General features: G+C 36.8%; 4 protein-coding genes and 1 pseudogene. All 5 read left to right on the top strand.

Annotated features, from left to right (window positions below):
• Positions 1 to 189, top strand: a pseudogene (locus LKD36_RS17390) (hypothetical protein); the annotation flags it as partial.
• Between the two features lie 62 nt (positions 190 to 251).
• Entirely contained in the window at positions 252 to 464 is a 213-nt protein-coding gene (locus LKD36_RS17385) for a PF20097 family protein (protein ID WP_308460385.1), read from the top strand.
• A gap of 29 nt (positions 465 to 493) precedes the next feature.
• Positions 494 to 841, top strand: coding sequence for a hypothetical protein (locus LKD36_RS17380; RefSeq protein ID WP_117497714.1), 348 nt, complete (start codon positions 494 to 496; stop codon positions 839 to 841).
• 33 nt (positions 842 to 874) lie between these two features.
• Positions 875 to 1,900 carry a VanZ family protein gene (locus tag LKD36_RS17375; protein ID WP_308460384.1) on the top strand — a complete coding sequence of 342 codons (1,026 nt, stop codon included), beginning with the start codon at positions 875 to 877 and terminating at the stop codon, positions 1,898 to 1,900.
• A gap of 285 nt (positions 1,901 to 2,185) precedes the next feature.
• Positions 2,186 to 2,423, top strand: a 238-nt coding sequence (locus LKD36_RS17370; protein WP_308460383.1) for a YjdF family protein, incomplete at its 3' end; no start/stop codon positions are given.

Below are 2,423 nucleotides of genomic sequence, written 5' to 3'. Positions count from 1 at the left end.
AGAGTTCCTCCTTATTCTCTTTTATTATACATGAATTCCTTGAGAATAAGGTGTCAACTTTATTTATACAACATCATGCAGTCTGCACCGTGGTACACAGAGTTACTGTTGGATGGTGCCATGGTGGCTGTTGTGGTGGTCGTATGTATTGTCCTAAAGCTGGTTATTTGGAGAAAATTAAAGCCATAACTTCCCGTTTATTAGGAAGTCGCAGAGAACGAAAAATCAAAATTTATAGGAAGTGAATCTGCATGAAATGTCCATATTGTGGTGATGAAATGATTAGAGGATACCTAATGAGTTCACGAGACATTACTTTTGCAGTTGATAATCTGACAAAAGTTTTTCGTATTAAAAAATCGGACGATCTGGAATTGAGTAAAGGTTCAGGAGGAATCCCTCATTGTGAAGCTTATCGTTGTAGTAGTTGTAAGAAGATTTTGATTGATTATGTAAATAGATAAATCGATATATGCTCAAGGGGGTGGATTACATGAAAAAAATTATACCTTGGATGTTAGCGACAGCAGTAATTATGTTAGTGTTTCCATGGCTTGCGGTTACATTCATAAAAGGTGATGGCGGCATGGCAGTTTGCTTCATTCTGTTTTTTGCAGTGAATCCTATTTATGCAATTTGTTCCGGAGCATACGCTGGCAAGGACATAAAAATATTTTGGCCACTACCAATTATTACAGCACTATTCTTTTTGCTTGGGACATGGCTGTTCTTTAGTATTGGAGAAAAAGCATTTATTTTATATGCGTTTGGATATTTGCTCTTAGGAATTGTAGCAGAGTTAATTTCCATGTTTGTAAAGAAAAAGATTTTAAGAGGTTAAACAAATCGGTATTTCTTGAGGGAAGGTGATAGTATGAATTATATGATAAAAGGTATACAAGCACTTAAAGAATCGGTTTTCTTAGGTATCATAATTTATATTGTTATTTTTGTGTTGCTGTATCTTTTCAAAAAACGCAGAACTATCTCATGGAATTATATGTTTGAGGGAATATTCTGCATTTACTGCGTTACGCTTCTCAACCTAACGGGGATTTTCACACTAAGTTATAGTCTGAATGGTCCTTTCAATTATAATTTGCTTCCGTTTATTGGGAGTTCTATTGTCCCTATATTGCTTAACTTCGCTTTGTTTTGTCCTCTTGGTTTTTTGTTGCCGCTTGTTTTTCGTTCCTGTAGAGGAAATTGGAAAAAGGTGGCGATTATTAGCGGTTTAATCTCATTCTTGATTGAACTATTACAGTTGTTTGGCGGCAGATATGCGGAAATGGAAGATTTTCTAATCAATACCTTGGGCGGATTTTCAGGCTATATTGTCTGTACCGCCATATGCGAAAGAAAGACAAATCGCCGAAAAGCAGTTGTTTCCATTGTTACACTATGTTTGACCCTTGCACTTTGTTTGATTGAAATTTATGCAGTGGGGGACAATGAAAAACAGCTACCGGATGGACTGTCTGCTGTCGAAAATAGCATTGCTGAAATCAATGTTTATTCTGAGGGAGAAGAACGGAGCATTAGCATTGATTCCTATCAATACCGCTCTTTTGCAAGTCAGATTTCCAATTGCGGCGGTCATTTGCTGGAAATCCAAAAAACTTCTGAAGGTGAAATTTGGAATGATACAGACTGCTTTATCGAGATTATATATACTGCTGACCAGACGATAAAGTTTGAAAATGCTGAGAATTTCTCCATTGAATGTGCTGACAGACTTTTATATAATGCCGACAAAAATGTTCTATATTGGGGTGAGGCAGGTTATCAGAACTGTTTGGACTATACAAAAATGAATGAAGAAATGCAGGCACATAAAGAAGAAATATTGAAAGGATATGAAGAGTTGTCTACTTCAATTCGTGATTGCTTTAACCAGTAACAATTTCAGCTTTCTGTGCGGCCTTTATGAAGGCGGCCTGATGGAGCAGGCAATAAGGAAGTGAAGATGCGACAAATTCAAGTTTTTGAAACTGAGAAATCGCAATTTACCGAATAAGTTGATCGTGCCATATGGCTTGATTATAAATACAAAGATAAAAACGCAATGTACATTAAAAATGTACTAGAGCTGGTAGGTAGCCCAGCCGTCCTATGCAAATAGGGTAAGTAACCTGCCCCTCCGGGTTGTCCATTCTTTGTTCAATTCATTTTAGGAGGGATTCTTATGGACAAAGCAAATGGAAAACTGACAGTATATTTTGAAGAACCATTTTGGGTAGGCGTATTTGAGCGTATTGAAGATGGTAAACTATCTGTGGCAAAGGTAACATTTGGTGCAGAACCAAAAGACTATGAAGTGCAGGAGTATATTCGAAAATACTATTCTAGTTTGAAATTCAGTCCGGCTGTTGATACTGTTGTAAAAGATATAAAAAGAAATCCCAAAAGGATGCAACGTGAAG

This window comes from Hominiventricola filiformis (genome assembly GCF_020686965.1).
In the GTDB taxonomy this organism is placed as follows: Bacteria; Bacillota; Clostridia; order Lachnospirales; family Lachnospiraceae; genus Hominiventricola; species Hominiventricola filiformis.
This window is presented reverse-complemented; position numbering and strand designations above follow the sequence as displayed.